Genomic DNA, 17,151 nt, shown 5'->3' with positions numbered 1-17,151 from the left:
TTTAATTATTTGGAAGCGAATAGTGCTACAAAAAGGGATAACGCCAAAAGGAATAATGATGGAAAATGTTTAAACCAGGGATTTTTTGCTTTAAAATGAAAAAATTGTGCGCTTGCCATTAAAAAAGCCATTAAAAGCGCTGGTATAAACACGAGTTTTGGGTACCAGATGCCGGTTATTAATAACGTTGCTAACACTATTTTAGAAGCGCCTACAATATTTCGTGTTAAATCAGAAAGTCCATATTGTTTAAATTCTTTAACGATGTTATCAAATCTAAAAATCCAAACATAACTGACGGACAACGCAATTACAAGTTGGGCGATAATAGAATAAGTATTCATGATTTTGTAGTTAAGGTTATTTTTTTTCGGTTTTATGATTAAGTCTTTTCAATAAGTTGAATTTCCTGAACAAAAATAATTCTCTCAAATATACCATAAACTTAGATTATAATGATTCCGTTACTGATTTATTAATAATAGGTTTCACTTTTATTGGGATGTGAATTAAACCTTGGTCTTTACACATTTTAATTAGTAATTAAAATCCGTGATATGGTCATACTAACAACAACAAGTTGCGTAACGTGGTCACGCCCAAAAACAAAAAACCCTCGCATTTCTGCAAGGGTTCTAAAAATCCAATAATCTTAAAATCTAATTTCAGACTAGTATCTGTAATATTCTGGTTTGAATGGACCTTCAACCGGAACACCTATATAATCAGCTTGATCAGTACGTAAAGTCTCCAATTCAACACCTAACTTAGCCAAGTGTAGCATTGCTACTTTCTCATCTAAATGTTTTGGTAACATGTAAACTTCATTATTGTATGACGCGCTGTTTTTCCATAATTCGATTTGAGCAAGCGTTTGGTTTGTAAATGAGTTACTCATTACAAAACTTGGGTGACCTGTAGCGCAACCAAGGTTTACTAAACGACCTTCAGCAAGGATAAGAATGTCTTTTCCAGCAATAGTATATTTGTCAACTTGTGGTTTGATTTCGATTTTTGAGGCACCATGGTTTGTGTTCAACCAAGCCATATCAATTTCGTTATCAAAATGCCCAATGTTACAAACGATAGTTTTGTCTTTCATTTTTTCAAAATGAGAACCCAAAACGATATCTTTATTTCCAGTAGTGGTAATGATAATATCAGCGGTAGCAATAACGGTATCTAATTTTTTTACTTCAAAACCGTCCATTGCAGCTTGAAGCGCACAAATTGGGTCAATTTCAGTAACAGTAACAATAGAACCAGCACCTCTAAAAGAAGCAGCAGTTCCTTTACCCACGTCACCGTAACCACAAACGATTACTCTTTTTGCAGCAAGCATAATATCAGTTGCGCGACGAACCGCATCAACTGCAGATTCTTTACAACCGTATTTGTTATCAAATTTCGATTTAGTAACCGAGTCATTAACGTTGATTGCCGGCATTGGCAATGTTCCTGCTTTTACTCTTTCGTACAATCTGTGAACTCCAGTAGTAGTTTCTTCAGATAATCCTTTAATTCCAGAAACTAATTCCGGGAAACGATCAATAACCATGTTAGTCAAATCTCCACCGTCATCAAGAATCATGTTTAATGGTTTTCTGTCTTCACCAAAGAATAATGTTTGCTCAATACACCAGTCAAAATCTTCTTCGTTCAATCCTTTCCAAGCATAAACTTGAATTCCTGCAGCAGCAATCGCCGCAGCAGCTTGATCTTGAGTAGAGAAAATGTTACAAGAACTCCAAGTCACTTCAGCACCAAGAGCGATTAAAGTTTCAATTAAAACCGCAGTCTGGATTGTCATGTGCAAACATCCTGCAATACGAGCACCAGCAAGTGGTTGTTCGTTTTTGTATTCAGCGCGAAGTGCCATTAAACCTGGCATTTCAGCTTCTGCTAATTCAATTTCTTTTCTTCCCCAAGCCGCTAGAGAAATGTCTTTTACTTTGAAAGCCACGAAAGGCATAGTTGTAGTACTCATTTATAGTATATTTGTAATTACTTCGTCCGTTCGCCTTTCAGGCTCGGGTGAAAATTTTTTGCGAATTTACGGAATAACTTTATAATTTAACTGTTTTCTATAAGATTTATGAATTGTTTACCCCGCTAATCTTTTGAACAGTAACTAAATAATTTTTATTAGGAGCTATTTCCCGCTTTTTGTTGCAATCTTTTTATTTTTAAAGAAAAATAAAAAGGATTTTCACTTCAATCGGGGCTAAAAATCAAGATCATAACACGATGCCACTTTTCAAAACGATAAATTTATCTCGAATCGTCGGGAACACCACACAAATTCTTGTTTGGAAGGTAACCGAATCCTATACAGAATTATTAGAACAAGTAATTTTAAACGAGACCAATCGTATGCGGCTCGACGGGATGAAATCCGAAATGCACCAGCGCGCATTTCTCAGTGTTCGCAAATTATTGCAGGAAACGGGTCACACTGATTTAGATTTGTATTACGATGAATTTGGAAAACCGCATCTTTATGGAGAAAAGCATATTTCAATAACGCATTCGCATAACTTTTCGGCGATTATTATCAGTGAAGAAACCGTAGGAATCGATATCGAATTGCAAAGAGATAAAATCACCCGGATCGCAGATAAATTTTGTGATTCGGAATTTCAATTCCTGGATTTGGACAGTGAAGAATACATTCGAAAATTAACGGTTATTTGGGGTGCCAAAGAAGCAATTTTCAAAATTAGAAACGAAAAAGGAATCAGTTTCAAAAATCATATAAACGTTCAGTCATTCGAATTAAATGTTAAACAAAATGACGCGAAACTTCATTTTAATAATTTGATTATAGATTTTAATATTCATTTTGAAGAAATAGAAGATTTTACGTTAGTTTATGCTTTCCAAAAATAGTGTCCAGAATTCAGTATTCCGTCGCGCAGTTTGTCATGTTGTGCCCGAAATGGCCAAGCAATGACAACACAGGTAATAATTAATCATACTAATTAACAGAAATCAGTTTAAATCTGTAAAATCCGCGTAATCTGCGTGCCAAAAATGACAAACATTTATAACGAAATCATTCAATCTAAAGTCGAACGTCAAAAACTTCTGGCGATTCTTCTGGATCCTGATAAAGTAGTTTTGGAAAATTTATCCGATTTAATTTCAAAAATAAATCAATCGCCGGCAACTCATATTTTCATTGGCGGAAGCCAGGTTACAACTACTATTCTAGACGAACTAATTGTAAAAATTAAACAAAACTGTAATTTGCCAGTAGTTCTTTTTCCCGGAAATCCTTCCCAGATTTCAGCGGAAGCAGATGCCATTTTGTTTTTGTCATTAATCTCTGGTCGTAATCCGGATTATTTAATCGAACATCAAGTAAAAGCCGCGCCCATTTTAAACCAAACCAAACTTGAAATTATTTCAACGGGATATATTCTCATAGACAGTGGCACAGAAACAGCGGTAGAACGCGTAAGTAAAACCAAGCCTTTAGACCGGAGCAATTTAGATTTAGTGTTGGCAACCGCACAAGCAGGCGAAATGTTAGGCAATAAGTTGATTTATTTAGAGGCGGGAAGCGGTGCTAAACAAGCCGTTCCGCTGGAAATGATTACATTAATTGCTCAAAACATTAAAGTTCCATTACTCGTTGGCGGCGGAATCGTAGATTTGCAGGGAATCAAGAATGCGTATGACTTCGGAGCCGATTTAGTGATTATCGGAACTGCTTTTGAAAAGAATATTAATTTTTTTAACCATAATTAATGATAGATTATTTTTTTTCACAATACAGCGAATACCCAACATTAGACATCATATTGGAAATTATAGCTGTCATTTTTGGATTATTGAGTGTTTGGTACGCCAAAAAAGATAATATTTTAGTTTTTCCAACCGGATTAGTAAGTACATCCATATTTGTATATTTGCTTTGGAAATGGACGCTATGGGGAGATATGATGATAAATGGCTATTATTTTGTTATGAGTATTTATGGCTGGTATCATTGGACTCGCAAAAAAGGGGATACTGAAGAATTTCCCATTTCAAAAATTTCGAGTTCAGAAAAACGAATTGCAATAATTCTTTTTATATTTACTGTCGCCTTCGTTGTCTCAGTTTATTATTATTTTGATAAATTCACCACTTGGTATGCCTATATAGATACATTCATTACAGGGATTTTCTTTGTGGGAATGTGGCTGATGGCCAAAAGAAAAGTAGAAAATTGGATATTTTGGATTGTTGGAGATGTAATTTCCATTCCGTTATATTTTGCAAAAGGCTATACTTTTACCAGTTTTCAATACGTAGTATTTACAATAGTTGCCATTTTTGGCTATTTAGAATGGAAGAAAATCTCAGACAACTCCAGCAAACTGGAACCACAGAAATTATAAAAATTGCTCTTTTTGGTCCCGAAAGTACTGGCAAAACCACATTGGCCAAACAACTTGCGGAATATTATAAAACCGAATGGGTTCCTGAGTTTGCACGCGATTATTTACAAGAAAAATGGAACTCAATTCAACAAATATGTACTGTTGACGACATGCTTTCAATTGCTTATGGTCAAGCCAGATTAGAAAATGAGCGAACGCTGATTGCCAATAAATATCTTTTTTGTGATACTAATTTAATGGTGACTAAAGTTTTTTCGGAGGTATATTATAACTATTGTGACCCGTTGTTGAATGAAGCGGCTCGCAATCACGAGTATGATTTGTTTTTTCTAACGGACATTGATGTGCCTTGGGAAAGAGACGACTTGAGAGACAAAGCCGAAGGCAGAGAGTCTGTTTTTGCTGTGTTTAAGCAATCATTGATCGATAATAATAAGCCATTCATAACACTTTCCGGAAACAAGGATTTGCGACTTCAAAAAGCAATTGCTATTATCGATGATTTGAATTTAGCGAGAGAATTAGGGTTTTCATCAGCTGATTTTGTATATATAAAGGAGTGTGGAATTCCAATGAAAAATATTCAAAAGCAATTGAATTTTTTTAAAGAGGGAATACCAAAAGCGGATGTCATTAATCCGGCAACATTGTCAAATGGTATTTTGAAATTAGCTGAAAAAGATTTTCAAGAAAAAGCTAATTTTTTTGATGCCCATAAATTAAACCTAAAATTAAACAAATTTGTTCCTGCTTCTGGGGCGGCCAGCAGAATGTTTAAGTTTTTGACGGAATTTATTAATGAATTTGATATTGAAAACGAATCGATAAACGCTTACATCAACCTAAAAAAAGCAAGTAAACTTTCTATTTTCATAGTAGGAATGGAGCAATTTCCTTTTTTTGAAGCAATAGATAAGCAACTGAGAGCGGAGTTTACAGATTTTGATTCTTTGGACCGCAGTTTTAAGAATTACTATTTTATAAAATTACTTTTGTCATCGGACTATTTTAATTTTGCGAATCAGCCAAAAGGCATTCTTCCTTTTCACAAGTATAAAACCCATATCGCAACTCCTGTTGAAGAGCATTTGCTGGAATGCACCCATTATTCAAGTGCTAATAATAGTTCTCATTTGCATTTTACAGTTTCAGAATCACATCAACAACATTTTGAAAACATTATAGATAAAATTAAACCTGAAATTGAAAAAAAGTCAGGTGTAGCAATAAATATTAGTTATTCGTATCAAAATAAAAGCACAGATACCATTGCGGTTACTATGAAAAATAAGCCTTTGCGAGATGAAAACGGACAATTAGTTTTTAGACCTGGAGGCCATGGCGCTTTGATTGAAAATTTAAATAATCTGGATGCTGATATTGTGTTTATCAAAAATATTGATAATGTAATTCAAAACAATTTAGAGAAAATTTCTCTGTACAAAAAAGGCTTAGCGGGATTATTATTTGGGATTCAGCAAAAGGTTTTTAGTTATTTAAACGCTTTGGATTCTGTTTCAATTGAACCCCAATTAATAGATGAAATTATTCTTTTTTTGAAGGATAATTTAAATGTTTCAATGAAGGATGGTTTTTATTCCAAAAGCTTGAAAAATAAAATTACGGAACTGCAAACGATTTTAAACAGACCAATACGTGTATGTGGAATGGTGAAAAACGAGGGAGAACCTGGCGGTGGCCCATTTTGGGTACGGGATGATCTAGGAGGGATTTCATTACAAATAGTAGAAAGTTCTCAATTCGATTTAGATAATGATACTCAAAAGGCAATTCTGAATGCCGCTACCCATTTCAATCCGGTTGATTTAGTTTGTGGCATTAAAAATTATAAAAATGAGAATTTTGATCTGACTCAATTTGTGGACGACAACAGCGGTTTTATTGTTGAAAAAAATGTGTCGGGCGAAAGTATCAAAGGATACGAATTACCCGGTTTGTGGAACGGCGCAATGGCAAACTGGCTGACGGTTTTTGTTCAGGTGCCTTTGATTACTTTTAATCCAGTAAAAACAGTGAATGATTTGTTGAAACCTGCACATCAATCTTAAAAAATCACTTGCAATGGAAATCGATAAAATCTTATCTGAATTAAGTTTCAAAGCAGTACGCAGCAGTGGAGCTGGCGGCCAGAACGTAAATAAAGTTTCCTCGAAAGTGGTATTAAGTTTTGATGTGCACCATTCTCAGGGGTTAACGGATGAGGAAAAACTGTTGGTTGCAACCAAATTATCTTCCAGATTGACTACTGATGCTGTTCTGATCTTGAATTGCGATGAACACCGAAGTCAGTTTAGAAATAAAGAAATTGTAATTAAGCGATTTTTGGAATTGATTAAAAATGCATTATTTATTCCTAAGGAAAGAAAGCCCACTAAAATTCCAAAATCAGTAATTAGAAAGCGAATAAAGGATAAAAAGAATATTTCTGAGGTCAAGAAAAATCGCAGGAAACCAGATTTAAATTAATTGTAATTTTTAGTTTTATTTTTTTTTAAAATCTAACGGTCAAACTATCTGAATATCTAAAAATCTTTTCTAAATTTGCGCTGTCTCAAAGGGGTGCTCTAAATAACGAGCTGAGATTATACCCAACGAACCTGAACAGGTAATGCTGTTAAGGGAAAAAATGATAAAAAAATAGCGTGCACACTACTTTATTTGTCATAGAAAACAATCATTTTTTAATTTAACAAAAGAATAATTCCCCCTTTTATTCGTAATCTTTTTACGGATGAATACTTTACTTTATATTATTGGCCACAAAGGCAAAAAAGCACAAAGCGCAAAGGCGAAACCTTCAAACTCACTTTCGATTCGTCTATTTTCTATTTTCTTTTCTCTGTTTTCTTTTCTCTGTTTTTCTCAAATTAAAGACACCACAAAAGTAAACCAACTTGATGAAGTCTTGGTTTCTGCGGTGCGGGTTACTACAAAAACACCGGTAAGTTTTAGCAATTTAGGTAAAAAAGAAATTAAATTCCGTAATTTAGGACAGGATATTCCTATTCTGATGAATTATTTGCCGTCAGTTGTCACGACTTCTGATGCAGGAAATGGTGTAGGATATACCGGAATTCGGGTTCGTGGTAGCGATGCCACCAGAGTAAATGTTACGATCAACGGAATTCCGTACAATGATTCTGAAAGTCATGGAACCTATTGGGTAAATATGCCTGATTTTGCATCATCATTGGAGAGTTTGCAATTGCAACGCGGCGTAGGAACATCAACTAACGGAGCGGGTGCTTTTGGCGCCAGCTTAAATATGCTTACGGATAATTTTTCCAAAGAAAGCTCGGGTGAACTTTCCAACTCTTTTGGAAGTTTCAACACCAGGAAACACACCGTAAAATTTAGTACAGGTTTAATGAACAATCATTTCGAAATCGCAGGACGACTATCGGCTATCAAGTCGGATGGATTTGTGGATCGTGGAGCATCTGATTTGAAATCGTATTTCCTGCAGGGAACGTATGTGGGTAAAAGTACTTTGATAAAAGCATTGGTTTTTGGAGGTGCCGAAAAAACGTATCAGTCTTGGAACGGAATAGATGCAGAAACGCTGCAAAATGATCGAACATTCAATTCAGCAGGTGCTTTTACGGACAAACAAGGAAATGCTCGTTTTTATGACAATGAAACCGACAATTACCAGCAAGATCACTCTCAGTTGCATTGGAACGAAAAAATATCTGAAAACTGGAATACTAATTTTGCTTTGCATTACACTAAAGGAAAAGGATTTTACGAAAATTATAAAGAAGACGCTGATTTTGCTGATTATGGATTACAGCCCGCTGGCGCAGTAACAACGACGGATTTAGTGCGTCAGAAATGGTTAGAAAATGATTTCTACGGAACGACCTTTTCTGCTAATTATAAAGATGATCAACTGGATGTTATTTTTGGTGGTGGATGGAACAAGTACGAAGGCGATCATTTTGGTAAAGTGATTTGGGCACGAAATGCCTCGCAGAGTGAGGTAGGAGATCGCTATTACGATGATTATGCCATTAAAACGGACGGGAATATTTTTGCGAAAGCCAATTACCAAATCACGGAGCAATTAAGCTTATTTGGAGATTTGCAATATAGATCCGTCAATTATAAAGCCAACGGCGTTCAGTCAACAGTTGTGGATGATACTTTTAATTTCTTTAACCCCAAAACGGGATTTACTTACACAATCAATTCTGGAAATTCGGTGTATTTGTCTTATGCCAGAGCCAATCGCGAACCGAATAGGAGTGATTATGAAGGCGGAAATGTAAAGCCGGAAAAGCTGAATGACTTTGAATTGGGTTGGAGATATGTTGCAGAGAAAGTACAATTCAATTCGAATGTGTATTATATGGCCTACAAAGACCAGTTGATTCTGACAGGAAGTTTAGATGATGTAGGCGCTCCAATACGTTCCAACAGCGAAAAAAGTTATCGTTTAGGGTTGGAAGTTGATGCTACAATAGCGTTAACAAATCAATTGATTATTCGTCCTAATTTTACGTTGAGTGCCAATAAAAATATTGATTTAGCAGTTGAAGGTCAGGATTATGGGACTACTGAAATCGCATACTCACCATCAATTATTGCAGGAAATATTTTGGTTTATACACCAGTAGAGAATCTTCATATTTCATGGTTGCAAAAATTCGTTGGGGAACAATACATGAATAATATCGAATTGCCGGCTGCAAAGTTGGCAGATTATTTTGTGAATGATTTGAACGTTGCGTTTGAGTTTAAGCCAAAATCAGTTTTTAAATCGATTATTTTGACGGGTTTAGTAAATAATTTTTTAGACAAAAAATATGTTTCTAATGGATATATGTATGATATTTATCCGTATTATTATCCGCAAGCGGGAATTAATTTTCTTGCCGGATTGACACTGAAGTTTTAGCGTATTATATCAGTTATAATGAAAAAAATCCTGATAGTTTAACTGTCAGGATTTTTTGAATAGTACTATTAGCAAGGAATTTTGATGCAAATCTATCTGAAAGTTAATTTTATTTTTTTATAAAAAAAATATTCTGTTTTAAATTTGTCAGAAAAATAAAATTTGTTCTTATAGGATTTGAATTCTCGTAGTAATAGAATTAAATCTATTGGATTTAAACACCAAAATGTAAGATAGTTAGAAATATGAGTATAAAATTAAACTTGTTAAATTTTAGTTAATTAAACAAGGCAATTCTTTAAATTATATTTTTTTTTTGAAATTTACAATCGTTAAACAAAAAACTATTTATAATCTCAATCACTATTATAATGAAAAATTTCAAACCTTTATTCATCATCATTTTGTTTTCTCTAAGCCTTGAAAGTTATTCGCAAATCGCTGTAACAGGATATTCTCATTATGCTTTGGGAATAAATACCAATAAAAACAAGGCAGTAAGTTTTGAAATAAAGATTTTTACCAACAATTATTTAGAAGATATGCCGGTAGAAGGTACTGTGTTTTATAATTTTAAAACTAAAGAATACCACAGATTCTCCATTGGATTTGGGATTAATTTGAGTCCCTTTAGTAGTCCTGATCAAATGAATTCATTTGTGATTCCAGCCGTATTAGAAATTTTTCCAATCAAGGATTTTAAAAAAATAGCGATAATTTTCGAACTGGCACCAGAATTTAGGTTTGAAGATGATGTTATTATTAGAAGCCTTTTTGGTATTAGATATACTTTTGACAAAAAAAATAATTCAAAATTGTAACTCAGAATATAATATTTCCCTTTTAAAACAAGCGCTTTGTCATCATTTTAAAAAATCCGAAAAGTTTTTAAACGTTTCGGATTTATTGGTTTAATTATAAACCCGAAGTAACGTTCCGTTGACTTGAACTCTATATTGCTTCATAGGATATTTTAGTGTCCCCTGTCCAGTAAATAAACTGTATTCTTCAGTGTCACATGCGCAAACGGCATTTATCCCATTTATGGTCATGGTAGAACAAGAACTTATCGCTTGATTGGGACATGCGGCATCAAAAGCATTGTAACCACTGCCGGTATTAAAAATAATAATGCCACGTGCGCCTATTCCAGGATAATAAACCGCATTGCTCACATATTTAAGATTCGAATACGTTGGCAAATTCATATTAATATCTATCGTAAAAGTGTAATTCGAGACAAAAGGATTTGTGTTGTCAAAACCTGAATCACTGCACGAAAAAAAGAAAGGAACAGCAACGAAGAGCAACAGAATTTTTTTCATTTTAAAATAGTGTCAAAGTATTAGTGAAACAAATTTAATTTATTTAACTTTGAATTATATATGATTAACGTATATTTATTGACGAAAAAGAAATAATAATATCTTTGTGGAAAGAAATCCCGTCCTGATGGGATTTTTTCTATTTATATAAATGAGGAATTTATGAGTACAGTATCGTATTACACAGCAGAAGGTTTAAAAAAATTAAGAGAAGAATTGGATTATTTAAAGAGCGTAATGCGTCCAAAAGCATCCGCGGATATAGCTGAAGCAAGAGATAAAGGCGATCTTTCTGAGAACGCAGAGTATGATGCGGCTAAGGAAGCACAAGGCATGCTTGAAATGCGTATTGCTAAATTAGAAGACGTACATTCGAACGCTCGATTAATTGATGAGTCTCACCTAGATCTTTCTAAAGTATTGGTTTTATCGAATGTAAAAATTAAAAACCAAACCAACGGAATGGAAATGACTTATACATTAGTTGCCGAAAGTGAAGCCGATCTAAAAACAGGTAAAATCTCGGTTACATCACCTATTGGAAAAGGTTTGTTAGGAAAATCAGTTGGAGAATTTGCTGAGATCACGGTTCCGAACGGTGTTTTGAAATTTGAAATTTTAGAAATTTCACGCGATTAAACAGCGAAAGATTTAACAATTAACCCATTTCACAATGTCAAGTATTTTTACAAAAATTATAAACGGAGAAATTCCGTGCTACAAAATTGCTGAAGATGAAAATTTCTTGGCTTTTTTGGACGTAAATCCAAATGCAAAAGGACACACGCTTTGTATTCCGAAACAGGAAATAAATAAGATTTTTGAGATGGAAGATGATTTGTATGCGGGACTAATGCAGTTTTCTAAGAAAATAGCAATTGCCCTTGAAAAAACGGTTCCTTGTAAACGAATCGGAATGGCAGTTGTAGGACTTGAAGTTCCTCATGCGCACGTTCATTTGATTCCGTTGAATGAAATGGATGAAATGCGTTTTCACAATAAAGTATCGCTGTCCAAAGACGAATTTGAAGCTTTGGCAGAAAGTATAAAAACCAATTTATAATAGTTGCAGAAATAAAATATTTTGGTATGGTTTTCGTTTAAAAGGGAATAGGTAAAAACCTGTTCCCTTTTCTGATTTATGAAGCCTTCATTCTGTACTATGAAAAACATTTTTTTCTTTCTTTCTTTCTTTTGCTCACTTTTTAGTTTTGGACAGGTCAACACTGAATATTCTTTGATTGATGCTAAAATGGCGGCTATTCCCGAGAAAGCGACAACTTCAACCCAAGCAATTGCAAAGTATATCAATGCAAATTTTAAAACAGAAACGGATAAAATCCGAGCTGCATATTATTGGACGTCATCTAATATCAGTTATGATGTTCCCGGAATGTATGCAGTAAATTTTAGCGAGACGGTACAACAAAAAATTACAAGGGCTTTAAAAACCAGAAAAGGCGTTTGTATTCATTACGCCTCTATTTTTAATGATCTCTCCCAAAAAATAGGAATTCAATCCTATATAATTGAAGGATACACTAAACAGAACGCAAAAGTAAGTGAGCTGGCTCACGCTTGGATTGCTGCAAAAATTGATAAAAAATGGTATGTTTTTGACCCAACCTGGGGCTCAGGTTATGTCAATAATGGGAGATTTTATAAAAAATTAGATAATGCTTATTTTAAAGCAGAACCTTCTAAAATAATCGCTTCCCATATTCCATTTGACTATTTATGGCAATTTTCGAATTATCCTATTACTAATAAGGAGTTTTATGAAGGTAAAATCCAAATCAATACAAGCAAGAAATACTTTGATTTTGGGAAAGAAATCGCCAAATATAATGGCTTGTCTGAAGCTGATCAATTATTTGCTTCAGCACAACGAATCGAAAAAAACGGATTGATCAACGAGATGATTTCAGCACGGTATGAAGGTAAAAAGAAACAATTAATCTATTTACAACACAGTATTAATATAGAAAAATTAAATTCAATTGTGAATGAAATGAATGAGGCCGTTGTGTTATTGAATGATTTTGTCCGTTATAGAAACAATAAATTCAGCCCTGTTTTTTCAGATGATGAAATTTACCGTATGATTGAAGCACCAAGAGAAAAATTATCCAAATGTCAAAATGATATTTACAAAGTTGGCTCAGTGGGCAGTGAGAATGCTTCAAATGTAGCTTCCATCAAAAAATCTATAAGCGGAGCTGTGTCGCAAGCCGAAGAGCATTCTTCTTTCGTGCAAGACTATTTGAATTCCTCTAAAACAGTCAGAAAAACGATGTTCTATAAAGTGTCCCGTTTAGGAGCTCGTTAAGTTAGATTTTTTTTAAACTTACTTGCATTGTTGTTCCTTTGCCAATTTCAGAATTTAAGACTTTTATGGTTCCTTTATGGTATTCCTCCACGATTCTTTTGGTTAATGAAAGTCCCAATCCCCAACCTCTTTTTTTGGTGGTAAAGCCAGGTTCAAAAATGCTTTTAAACTGTTTTTTTTTAATTCCACCGCCGGTATCTGAAACGTTTATTTTTACATAATTTCCTTCTTGATCAATTTCTAAAGCTAATTTTCCTTTTCCTTTCATCGCATCGATGGCGTTTTTTACCAAATTTTCGATTGTCCAACTGTGAAGGGTGGGATTGAGAGACACCATAATAGGAGCTTTTGGCGCAGTGAACGAAAACTCAATTTGTTTGGAGAATCGGGATTGTAAATAGTCGTAAGATTGCCGTGTTTCGGCTACAATATCTTTGTTTTCTAATTTGGGTTCCGAGCCTATTTTCGAAAAACGATCGGTAATGGTTTGCAAACGTTCAATGTCTTTTTCAATTTCAAAAGTGGTGCTTTCATCTTCATTTTCGGATTTTAAAAGTTCGACCCAACCAATTAGAGAAGAGAGTGGGGTTCCGATCTGGTGTGCAGTTTCTTTGGCCATACCGGCCCAAAGTTTGTTTTGCGTTGCCATTTTGGTGCTTCGATAAAAATTGTAAACTAAACCGCCAAAAAGCACAATAATTAGCACTAAAGCAACGGGATAATATTTTAATTTATTTAGTAAAGCCGAATTTCCATAATAGAGTTTTTGAAATTTCCCGGGGACATATTCAATAACAATAGGGACGTTTTCGCTTTTTAAATCATACAAAAATGCGACTGCCTTTTTATTGTTTTTTACAATAACCTCATCAATGTTCACGGTGTTTATAATGCTGTCATTTTCTGTGAGTATAATAGGAATCGATGTATTGTCACTAAAAATTTGAAGCGGAAGGTCAACATCTGTATTTTCACCAGCGTTAATGAGTGTTTTTTGAGCTTGTGCCCAAAGATTCATTTTTAATCGTTCTTCATTTTTGAAAATTTGAAAAAAGGTGTAGGTGTTCCAAAGTATCAGTGAAATGATTAAAAAAGAGGCGAAAATTATAATCCAACGGGTTGTATTTCTTCTTTCAGAAAACTGCATAAATGAAAATTTGAATTATAAATGTAACGAAATAAATGCTGCAGTATTTTAGTTTTACTTAAAGATTTTTTTTTAAAATAAATCCACACATAATTTTATTCAAATTGGGACTTCTGCTGCAAAAACTAAATCGATTTGTCTACTTTTGTATCTTAAGCAAATTTTGAAATATATGATTACTATTGATCCAAAAAGCATTGAAACGGCGAAATTACAGGGTTATTTGCAATGTTCAGTGGGGCCAAGACCTATTGCTTTTGCCAGTACCATGGATGCAAAAGGAAATTCAAATGTGTCGCCTTTTAGTTTCTTTAATGTGTTCAGTGCGAATCCCCCAATCCTTATATTTTCACCCGCAAGACGCGTTCGTGACAATTCAATAAAACACACGTTAATTAATGTTCAAGCAACTGGGGAAGTAGTCATTAATGTGGTAAATTATGATATGGTTCAACAGATTTCCTTGGCCAGTACGGAGTACGCTGATGGTGTGGATGAGTTTTTAAAATCAGGCTTGACGCCGATCACTTCGGAAGTAGTAAAACCCTTTCGAGTGAAAGAATCGCCTGTTCAATTTGAATGCAAAGTCACTCAGATTATTCCGCTTGGGACAGAGGGTGGAGCTGGGAATTTAGTGCTTTGTGAAGTAGTTCGTATTCATATTGACGAGTCTGTTTTAGACGAAAATGGAGCAATTGATCAATATAAAATTGACTTGGTTTCCAGATTAGGCGGCAATTGGTATTCCAGATCGAACCAAGGACTTTTTGAAGTGCCAAAACCATTATCTACATTAGGAATTGGAGTGGATGCAATTCCTAATTTTGTAAAAGAAAGTCCGGTTTTCAACGGAAATGATTTAGGTATGTTGGGGAATGTAGAAGCCTTGCCTACACCAGAAGAAGTTAGTATATTTGTACAACAGAATTTTGCTGTAAAAGGAGTTTTAAGTGCTGATGATCAGCAAAAAGTACACCTGGCGGCAAAAAAATATCTGGATGACAATGATGTTTTATCGGCTTGGAAAGTACTTTTGGCAAAATAATAATATTATAAATAACATTAAAAACAACGAAGATGGAAGTTTCAGGAAAAATTAAAATGCTTGGGGATGCAAAAAATGTGGGAAGCGGAAGTTTCTTGAAAAGAGAATTAGTTGTAACCACTGAGGAGCAGTATCCACAACATATTTTAGTAGAATTTGTACAAGATAAGTGTGATTTATTGAACAGTTTTAAAGTGGGTGAAGCGGTTAAAGTTTCTATCAATTTGAGAGGACGCGAATGGGTTGATCCGCAAGGAGTGACTAAATATTTTAACGCCATCCAAGGTTGGAGAGTAGAAAGAGTATCGACTGAAGCGACTGCTGCGCAAATGCCTCCTATGCCAGCGGCTGAAGCATTTGCACCAGCAACAAACCTAAACGAAGAAGAAGCAGACGATTTACCATTCTAAGAGATAAAAAAGTCACAAGTTACAAGTCAGAAGTTTGAGTTTTACTTAAATTTCTGACTTTTTTATTTTTTTAAATTGCGATTGCCATTAATTTTTTAAATTGAAAAATGTATTATTTATCTTCAGATTTATTTTTTCCGCCTGTTTCCGAAGCCAATTGGGATGGCGTTTTGGCCATTGGCGGAGATTTATCTTTGGAACGATTGCAGCTTTCTTATAAAAGCGGCATCTTTCCATGGTTTGAAGAAGGCGAACCCATTATGTGGTGGTCACCAAATCCGAGAATGGTGCTATTTTTGGGTGAATTGATTGTTTCAAAAAGTATGCGAAACATTCTGAATAGGAATATTTTCACTGTTACTTTCAATCAAAATTTCAGAGACGTAATTTCAAAGTGTCAAAATATAGAACGTGACGGTCAAAACGGAACTTGGATTACCAATGACATGATAGAAGCCTATTGTAAACTTCATGAATTAGGAATAGCAAAATCAGTTGAGGTCTGGCAAGATAAAGTATTAGTTGGTGGTTTGTACGGAATCGATTTGGGACATGTTTTTTGTGGTGAAAGTATGTTTTCAATAGTATCAAATGCGTCAAAAGTGGCTCTTATAGCGTTGGTCAACCAATTAAAAAAGGAAGATTATAAACTCTTGGATTGTCAGGTTTATAATCCTCATCTCGAAAGTTTGGGTTGCAGGGAAATTGACAGAACAGATTTTATGGAAATATTAAAAAGTAAATAATATTTAAAATTTTAGCTTCTTAAAACTCCAATCCAGCGTATTAAAAAGGACCAATTCGTTTTTCAATGTAGGTAAATCCATAATCAGTTTCAACGTTTCATGCGCCATCATTGTGCCAATAATTCCCGGAAGCGTGCCCAGTACACCATTAAAATTGCAATTAGGAACATCTTTAGGATTTGGTGGTTCAGGGAATAAGTCACGAAGATTTTTATTTCCATTATAGTTGAAAACCGCCATTTGTCCCTCAAATTTTAAAATGCTGCCGTAAATCAATGATTTTCCTAAGATCACACAGGTATCGTTTACTAAATAGCGAGTAGCAAAATTATCACTCCCATCCACAACTACATCAAAATTCATGATGATTTGCATAGCATTTTCCATAGTTAGTTTTTCTTCAAAAGCAACAATATCAATCAATGGATTTAAAGATTCCAAAACTGATTTTGCTGTAAGTGCTTTTGATTTGCCAACTTGTTGCTCTGTATATAAAATTTGACGGTGCAAGTTGTGCAATTCGATTTTGTCAAAATCAACGATGCCAATAGTTCCTACTCCGGCGGTTGCTATATACTGTAAAATAGGACAACCCAATCCGCCTGCGCCGATCACTAAAACTTTAGCTTTTTTGAGTTTTTCCTGTCCGGAATCGCCTATTTCCGGCAGCATCATCTGACGGTTATATCGTAAAAAATCTTGAATGATACTCATTTTTTTTAGTCTTAAAGTTGAAAAGTCATAAAGTCAAAAGTCATAAAGTCCATAAGTCAAAGGTTAAAAACATGTCAGTTCGAGCGCAATGGAGAACTTTTTTAAAGTCGGTTGCTATTAGTA

The 17,151-nt window shown here is 34.4% G+C and carries 18 protein-coding genes; 13 read left to right on the top strand and 5 right to left on the bottom strand.

What is annotated here, in order from left to right; all coding sequences use genetic code 11:
- Positions 1-5: 5 nt before the first annotated feature.
- Positions 6-344 carry a DoxX family protein gene (locus tag ACP7AQ_RS08140; protein ID WP_426095093.1) on the bottom strand — a complete coding sequence of 113 codons (339 nt, stop codon included), beginning with the start codon at positions 342-344 and terminating at the stop codon, positions 6-8.
- A 326-nt stretch (positions 345-670) separates the two neighbouring features.
- Positions 671-1,987, bottom strand: coding sequence for an adenosylhomocysteinase (ahcY, locus tag ACP7AQ_RS08135; protein ID WP_426095092.1), 1,317 nt, complete (start codon positions 1,985-1,987; stop codon positions 671-673).
- Positions 1,988-2,247: 260 nt separating this feature from the next.
- On the opposite strand from ahcY, the gene ACP7AQ_RS08130 reads away from it, so the two are divergent.
- The 7 genes from ACP7AQ_RS08130 to ACP7AQ_RS08100 all read left to right on the top strand — a co-directional run bounded on the left by ACP7AQ_RS08130 (position 2,248) and on the right by ACP7AQ_RS08100 (position 10,133).
- A complete protein-coding gene (locus ACP7AQ_RS08130; RefSeq protein ID WP_426095091.1) occupies positions 2,248-2,889 on the top strand; it encodes a 4'-phosphopantetheinyl transferase family protein in 642 nt (213 codons plus the stop codon).
- A gap of 144 nt (positions 2,890-3,033) precedes the next feature.
- Positions 3,034-3,753 (top strand): geranylgeranylglyceryl/heptaprenylglyceryl phosphate synthase, encoded by a 720-nt coding sequence (locus ACP7AQ_RS08125; protein ID WP_426095090.1) that lies wholly within the window; start codon positions 3,034-3,036, stop codon positions 3,751-3,753.
- A complete protein-coding gene (gene pnuC / locus ACP7AQ_RS08120; protein ID WP_426062898.1) occupies positions 3,753-4,388 on the top strand; it encodes a nicotinamide riboside transporter PnuC in 636 nt (211 codons plus the stop codon). Before ACP7AQ_RS08125 ends, pnuC begins: the two co-directional genes overlap by 1 nt.
- Positions 4,337-6,460: a DUF4301 family protein gene (locus ACP7AQ_RS08115; RefSeq protein ID WP_426095089.1), complete on the top strand. Its 2,124-nt coding sequence runs from the start codon at positions 4,337-4,339 to the stop codon at positions 6,458-6,460. The genes pnuC and ACP7AQ_RS08115 overlap by 52 nt, the downstream gene beginning before the upstream one ends.
- Before the next feature lie 13 nt (positions 6,461-6,473).
- The gene (gene arfB, locus ACP7AQ_RS08110; protein WP_426095088.1) at positions 6,474-6,878 is read left to right on the top strand and encodes an alternative ribosome rescue aminoacyl-tRNA hydrolase ArfB; all 405 of its coding nucleotides are present in this window, start codon (positions 6,474-6,476) and stop codon (positions 6,876-6,878) included.
- 265 nt (positions 6,879-7,143) lie between these two features.
- The gene (locus ACP7AQ_RS08105) at positions 7,144-9,312 is read left to right on the top strand and encodes a TonB-dependent receptor (protein ID WP_426095087.1); all 2,169 of its coding nucleotides are present in this window, start codon (positions 7,144-7,146) and stop codon (positions 9,310-9,312) included.
- A gap of 371 nt (positions 9,313-9,683) precedes the next feature.
- Positions 9,684-10,133, top strand: a complete 450-nt coding sequence (locus ACP7AQ_RS08100; RefSeq protein ID WP_426062902.1) for a hypothetical protein — start codon at positions 9,684-9,686, stop codon at positions 10,131-10,133.
- A 90-nt stretch (positions 10,134-10,223) separates the two neighbouring features.
- Here the strand turns inward: ACP7AQ_RS08100 and ACP7AQ_RS08095 are convergent, their stop codons facing one another.
- Positions 10,224-10,637, bottom strand: coding sequence for a hypothetical protein (locus ACP7AQ_RS08095; RefSeq protein WP_426095086.1), 414 nt, complete (start codon positions 10,635-10,637; stop codon positions 10,224-10,226).
- Between the two features lie 162 nt (positions 10,638-10,799).
- On the opposite strand from ACP7AQ_RS08095, the gene greA reads away from it, so the two are divergent.
- The 3 genes from greA (at position 10,800) to ACP7AQ_RS08080 (ending at position 12,966) form a co-directional block, all read left to right on the top strand.
- Positions 10,800-11,276 (top strand): transcription elongation factor GreA, encoded by a 477-nt coding sequence (gene greA, locus ACP7AQ_RS08090; protein ID WP_426062904.1) that lies wholly within the window; start codon positions 10,800-10,802, stop codon positions 11,274-11,276.
- A gap of 34 nt (positions 11,277-11,310) precedes the next feature.
- Positions 11,311-11,700: an HIT family protein gene (locus ACP7AQ_RS08085; protein WP_426062905.1), complete on the top strand. Its 390-nt coding sequence runs from the start codon at positions 11,311-11,313 to the stop codon at positions 11,698-11,700.
- A gap of 99 nt (positions 11,701-11,799) precedes the next feature.
- The gene (locus tag ACP7AQ_RS08080) at positions 11,800-12,966 is read left to right on the top strand and encodes a transglutaminase domain-containing protein (protein ID WP_426095085.1); all 1,167 of its coding nucleotides are present in this window, start codon (positions 11,800-11,802) and stop codon (positions 12,964-12,966) included.
- Position 12,967: 1 nt separating this feature from the next.
- Here ACP7AQ_RS08080 and ACP7AQ_RS08075 read toward each other — a convergent pair whose 3' ends face one another.
- Positions 12,968-14,113 (bottom strand): sensor histidine kinase, encoded by a 1,146-nt coding sequence (locus ACP7AQ_RS08075; RefSeq protein ID WP_426090820.1) that lies wholly within the window; start codon positions 14,111-14,113, stop codon positions 12,968-12,970.
- Positions 14,114-14,285: 172 nt separating this feature from the next.
- Here ACP7AQ_RS08075 and ACP7AQ_RS08070 point away from each other — a divergent pair, with 172 nt between their 5' ends.
- The 3 genes from ACP7AQ_RS08070 to aat all read left to right on the top strand — a co-directional run bounded on the left by ACP7AQ_RS08070 (position 14,286) and on the right by aat (position 16,314).
- The gene (locus tag ACP7AQ_RS08070; RefSeq protein ID WP_426095084.1) at positions 14,286-15,158 is read left to right on the top strand and encodes a flavin reductase family protein; all 873 of its coding nucleotides are present in this window, start codon (positions 14,286-14,288) and stop codon (positions 15,156-15,158) included.
- Positions 15,159-15,190: 32 nt separating this feature from the next.
- Positions 15,191-15,568 carry a DUF3127 domain-containing protein gene (locus tag ACP7AQ_RS08065; protein ID WP_426062909.1) on the top strand — a complete coding sequence of 126 codons (378 nt, stop codon included), beginning with the start codon at positions 15,191-15,193 and terminating at the stop codon, positions 15,566-15,568.
- A gap of 107 nt (positions 15,569-15,675) precedes the next feature.
- Positions 15,676-16,314, top strand: coding sequence for a leucyl/phenylalanyl-tRNA--protein transferase (gene aat, locus ACP7AQ_RS08060; protein ID WP_426095083.1), 639 nt, complete (start codon positions 15,676-15,678; stop codon positions 16,312-16,314).
- Between the two features lie 3 nt (positions 16,315-16,317).
- Here aat and ACP7AQ_RS08055 read toward each other — a convergent pair whose 3' ends face one another.
- Entirely contained in the window at positions 16,318-17,028 is a 711-nt protein-coding gene (locus tag ACP7AQ_RS08055) for a HesA/MoeB/ThiF family protein (protein WP_426095082.1), read from the bottom strand.
- Between the last annotated feature and the right edge of the window lie 123 nt (positions 17,029-17,151).

It is taken from the genome of Flavobacterium sp. DSR2-3-3 (assembly GCF_049896585.1).
GTDB lineage: Bacteria > Bacteroidota > Bacteroidia > Flavobacteriales > Flavobacteriaceae > Flavobacterium.
This window is presented reverse-complemented; position numbering and strand designations above follow the sequence as displayed.

What these genes read in the sequence shown, in the direction of transcription:
- ACP7AQ_RS08140 (WP_426095093.1), bottom strand. Translation starts at nt 344, where the DNA reads ATGAATACTTATTCTATTATCGCCCAACTTGTAATTGCGTTGTCCGTC.
- ahcY (WP_426095092.1), bottom strand. Translation starts at nt 1,987, where the DNA reads ATGAGTACTACAACTATGCCTTTCGTGGCTTTCAAAGTAAAAGACATT.
- ACP7AQ_RS08130 (WP_426095091.1), top strand. Translation starts at nt 2,248, where the DNA reads ATGCCACTTTTCAAAACGATAAATTTATCTCGAATCGTCGGGAACACC.
- ACP7AQ_RS08125 (WP_426095090.1), top strand. Translation starts at nt 3,034, where the DNA reads ATGACAAACATTTATAACGAAATCATTCAATCTAAAGTCGAACGTCAA.
- pnuC (WP_426062898.1), top strand. Translation starts at nt 3,753, where the DNA reads ATGATAGATTATTTTTTTTCACAATACAGCGAATACCCAACATTAGAC.
- ACP7AQ_RS08115 (WP_426095089.1), top strand. Translation starts at nt 4,337, where the DNA reads ATGGAAGAAAATCTCAGACAACTCCAGCAAACTGGAACCACAGAAATT.
- arfB (WP_426095088.1), top strand. Translation starts at nt 6,474, where the DNA reads ATGGAAATCGATAAAATCTTATCTGAATTAAGTTTCAAAGCAGTACGC.
- ACP7AQ_RS08105 (WP_426095087.1), top strand. Translation starts at nt 7,144, where the DNA reads ATGAATACTTTACTTTATATTATTGGCCACAAAGGCAAAAAAGCACAA.
- ACP7AQ_RS08100 (WP_426062902.1), top strand. Translation starts at nt 9,684, where the DNA reads ATGAAAAATTTCAAACCTTTATTCATCATCATTTTGTTTTCTCTAAGC.
- ACP7AQ_RS08095 (WP_426095086.1), bottom strand. Translation starts at nt 10,637, where the DNA reads ATGAAAAAAATTCTGTTGCTCTTCGTTGCTGTTCCTTTCTTTTTTTCG.
- greA (WP_426062904.1), top strand. Translation starts at nt 10,800, where the DNA reads ATGAGTACAGTATCGTATTACACAGCAGAAGGTTTAAAAAAATTAAGA.
- ACP7AQ_RS08085 (WP_426062905.1), top strand. Translation starts at nt 11,311, where the DNA reads ATGTCAAGTATTTTTACAAAAATTATAAACGGAGAAATTCCGTGCTAC.
- ACP7AQ_RS08080 (WP_426095085.1), top strand. Translation starts at nt 11,800, where the DNA reads ATGAAAAACATTTTTTTCTTTCTTTCTTTCTTTTGCTCACTTTTTAGT.
- ACP7AQ_RS08075 (WP_426090820.1), bottom strand. Translation starts at nt 14,113, where the DNA reads ATGCAGTTTTCTGAAAGAAGAAATACAACCCGTTGGATTATAATTTTC.
- ACP7AQ_RS08070 (WP_426095084.1), top strand. Translation starts at nt 14,286, where the DNA reads ATGATTACTATTGATCCAAAAAGCATTGAAACGGCGAAATTACAGGGT.
- ACP7AQ_RS08065 (WP_426062909.1), top strand. Translation starts at nt 15,191, where the DNA reads ATGGAAGTTTCAGGAAAAATTAAAATGCTTGGGGATGCAAAAAATGTG.
- aat (WP_426095083.1), top strand. Translation starts at nt 15,676, where the DNA reads ATGTATTATTTATCTTCAGATTTATTTTTTCCGCCTGTTTCCGAAGCC.
- ACP7AQ_RS08055 (WP_426095082.1), bottom strand. Translation starts at nt 17,028, where the DNA reads ATGAGTATCATTCAAGATTTTTTACGATATAACCGTCAGATGATGCTG.